The following is a 2,844-nucleotide window of genomic DNA, read 5'->3' as shown; positions in this document are numbered from 1 at the left end:
CGGGTGCTCAGCCTCGACCTGGCCGCGATGGTGGCCGGGGCGAAGTACCGCGGCGAGTTCGAGGAGCGCCTCAAGGCGGTCCTGGAGGAGATCAAGGACGCCGGCGGCCAGGTCATCACGTTCATCGACGAGCTGCACACGGTCGTCGGTGCCGGCGGCACGGGCGACGGATCCATGGACGCCGGCAACATGCTCAAGCCGATGCTGGCGCGCGGCGAGCTGCACATGATCGGCGCGACCACCCTCGACGAGTACCGCGAGCGGATCGAGAAGGACCCGGCGCTGGAGCGCCGCTTCCAGCAGGTCTTCGTCGGTGAGCCCAGCGTCGAGGACACCATCCAGATCCTGCGCGGCATCCAGGAGAAGTACGAGGCCCACCACGGCGTACGGATCACCGACGCCGCGCTGGTCGCCGCCGCCACCCTCTCCGACCGCTACATCACCGGACGGCAGCTGCCCGACAAGGCGATCGACCTCGTCGACGAGGCCGCCAGCCGCCTGCGCATGGAGATCGAGTCCTCCCCGGAGGAGATCGACACCCTGCGTCGCGCGGTCGACCGGCTCAAGATGGAGCAGTTCGCGCTCGAGCGGGAGTCCGACGACGCCTCGGTGGAGCGACTGGCCCACCTCAAGGCCGAGCTCGCCGACTCCGAGGAGGAGCTGCGCGCCCTCGAGGCCCGCTGGGAGACCGAGAAGGCGTCCCTGGAGGGCGAGGGCGAGCTCCGCAAGCAGCTCGACCAGCTGCGCATCGAGGCCGACCGGCTCGTCCGCGAGGGCGACCTGGCCAAGGCGAGCGAGATCCAGTACGGCCGGATCCCGGCCCTGGAGGCGCAGATCGCCGCCGTCGAGCAGTCCGAGTCGGTCACCGCGACAACCGACAAGCTGGTCGGTGAGGAGGTCGGCGCCGAGCAGATCGCCGAGGTCGTGGAGGCCTGGACGGGCATCCCGACCGGGCGCATGCTGCAGGGCGAGACCGCCAAGCTGCTCGAGATGGAGTCGTTCATCGGTGAGCGACTGATCGGGCAGGCCGAGGCGGTGCAGGCCGTCAGCGACGCCGTACGCCGCTCGCGCGCCGGCATCAGCGACCCCAACCGGCCGACCGGCTCGTTCCTCTTCCTGGGACCCACCGGTACCGGCAAGACCGAGCTGGCCAAGTCGCTGGCCGACTTCCTCTTCGACGACGAGCGGGCGATCGTCCGCATCGACATGAGCGAGTACTCCGAGAAGCACTCGGTCTCGCGCCTGGTCGGTGCGCCTCCCGGGTACGTCGGCTACGACGAGGGTGGCCAGCTGACCGAGGCGGTGCGCCGCCGGCCGTACAGCGTGGTCCTGCTCGACGAGGTCGAGAAGGCCCACCCGGAGGTCTTCGACATCCTGCTGCAGGTGCTCGACGACGGCCGGCTCACCGACGGTCAGGGGCGCACCGTCGACTTCCGCAACACGCTGCTGATCCTCACCTCCAACCTGGGTTCGACCTACCTGGTCGACCAGACGCTGGAGGAGTCGGCGAAGCGCGAGGCGGTCATGTCGGTGGTGCGGCAGGCGTTCAAGCCCGAGTTCCTCAACCGCCTCGACGAGATCGTGACCTTCTCGGCCCTCACCCAGGGCGAGCTGGCCCACATCGTCGACCTGCAGCTGGCGCTGCTGGAGAAGCGGTTGGCGGTGCGCCGGATCACGATCGAGGTCAGTGACGCGGCCCGCGACTGGCTCGCCGAGACCGGGTACGACCCGGCGTACGGTGCCCGGCCGCTGCGCCGCCTGATCCAGACGGCGATCGGGGACCCGCTGGCCAAGATGCTGATCGGCGGCGAGGTCGCCGACGGTGGCGCCGTACGGGTGGACGTGGCCGACGGAGCACTGGCGCTCACGGCGGTGTGACGACTCGGTGACTCGGTGCGGGGGCGGTCCTGCGGGGCCGCCCCCGTCGTCGCGTCCGGCCCCGGGGGCGGCTCCGGGGGCGGCTCAGCGGCGCTACGCGGAGGAGCCACGGGGGACGCGCCTGCGGCGACGGTTGGTCGTCCCTGATGGAATGGCCCCGTGAGCAAGCCGACGACGCAGCGCCCGCCCCAGGTCACCTTTGCCGCGGGCCTGGCCATCGCCGGCTCGGTCATGGTGGTCCTGGAGAACTTCTCGGCCGTCGGCCAGCTGCGCTCGCTGCCGATGCGCGAGGCGGTGGAGAAGATGGTCTCCGAGCCGCCGCTGAGCCAGTTCGGGCTCTCGGTCGAGCAGGGCCTCACGGTGTCGTACTGGAGTCTCGTGGTCGGCGCGGTGTGCGCCGTCGCGATCGGGATCCTCGCCTGGTTCTCGATGCAGCGCTCCACGCAGGCGCGGCTCGCGATGACCGTGCTGGCCGTGCCCCTCTTCTTCAGCGGCCTCTTCAACGGCGGGTTCCTGACCGCGCTGGTCGCCGCCGCGGTGACGTTCCTGTGGATGCCGCCGGGGCGCGAGTGGTTCCGCGACGGCGTGTGGACGCCCCCGGCGCCGCCGGCCTCCCGCGAGGTCCCGACTCCGCGCCACGAGCAGCGCCCCGGGGCGTACGGCCCGCCGGCCGGCCTCGGCGCACCCCCGCACGACGGGCAGCAGGCCCCCGACCCGCGCCCGCTGCCGCCGGCGCAGGGCGACGGCTCGACCGCTCCCGCCCACCCGGGGTGGTTGGCGGGTCCCGGCGGTGCCGCGCAGGGGCCGTACCCGCCCCAGGGTCCCGTCGCGCCGCCGCCTGGTGAGGGGGTCGGGGCGCCCCAGGGCAGCCCGTACGCGCACGCCCCCGGTGAGCCGTACACGCTCGGCGGGCAGCCCGGGCAGCAGCCGGTGCCTCCGCAGGGGTACCCGCCGCAGGGGTACCAC

General features: G+C 72.6%; 1 protein-coding gene and 1 pseudogene. Both read left to right on the top strand.

Going from position 1 to position 2,844, the window contains the following annotated elements:
* Positions 1–1,878 (top strand): ATP-dependent Clp protease ATP-binding subunit (locus tag ACI379_RS13410; protein ID WP_439792592.1); only part of this gene is annotated, 1,878 nt, incomplete at its 5' end.
* A 159-nt stretch (positions 1,879–2,037) separates the two neighbouring features.
* Positions 2,038–2,844: pseudogene (locus ACI379_RS13405) on the top strand (hypothetical protein); the annotation flags it as partial.

This window comes from Nocardioides sp. (assembly GCF_051876515.1).
Lineage (GTDB): Bacteria > Actinomycetota > Actinomycetes > Propionibacteriales > Nocardioidaceae > Nocardioides.
This window is presented reverse-complemented; position numbering and strand designations above follow the sequence as displayed.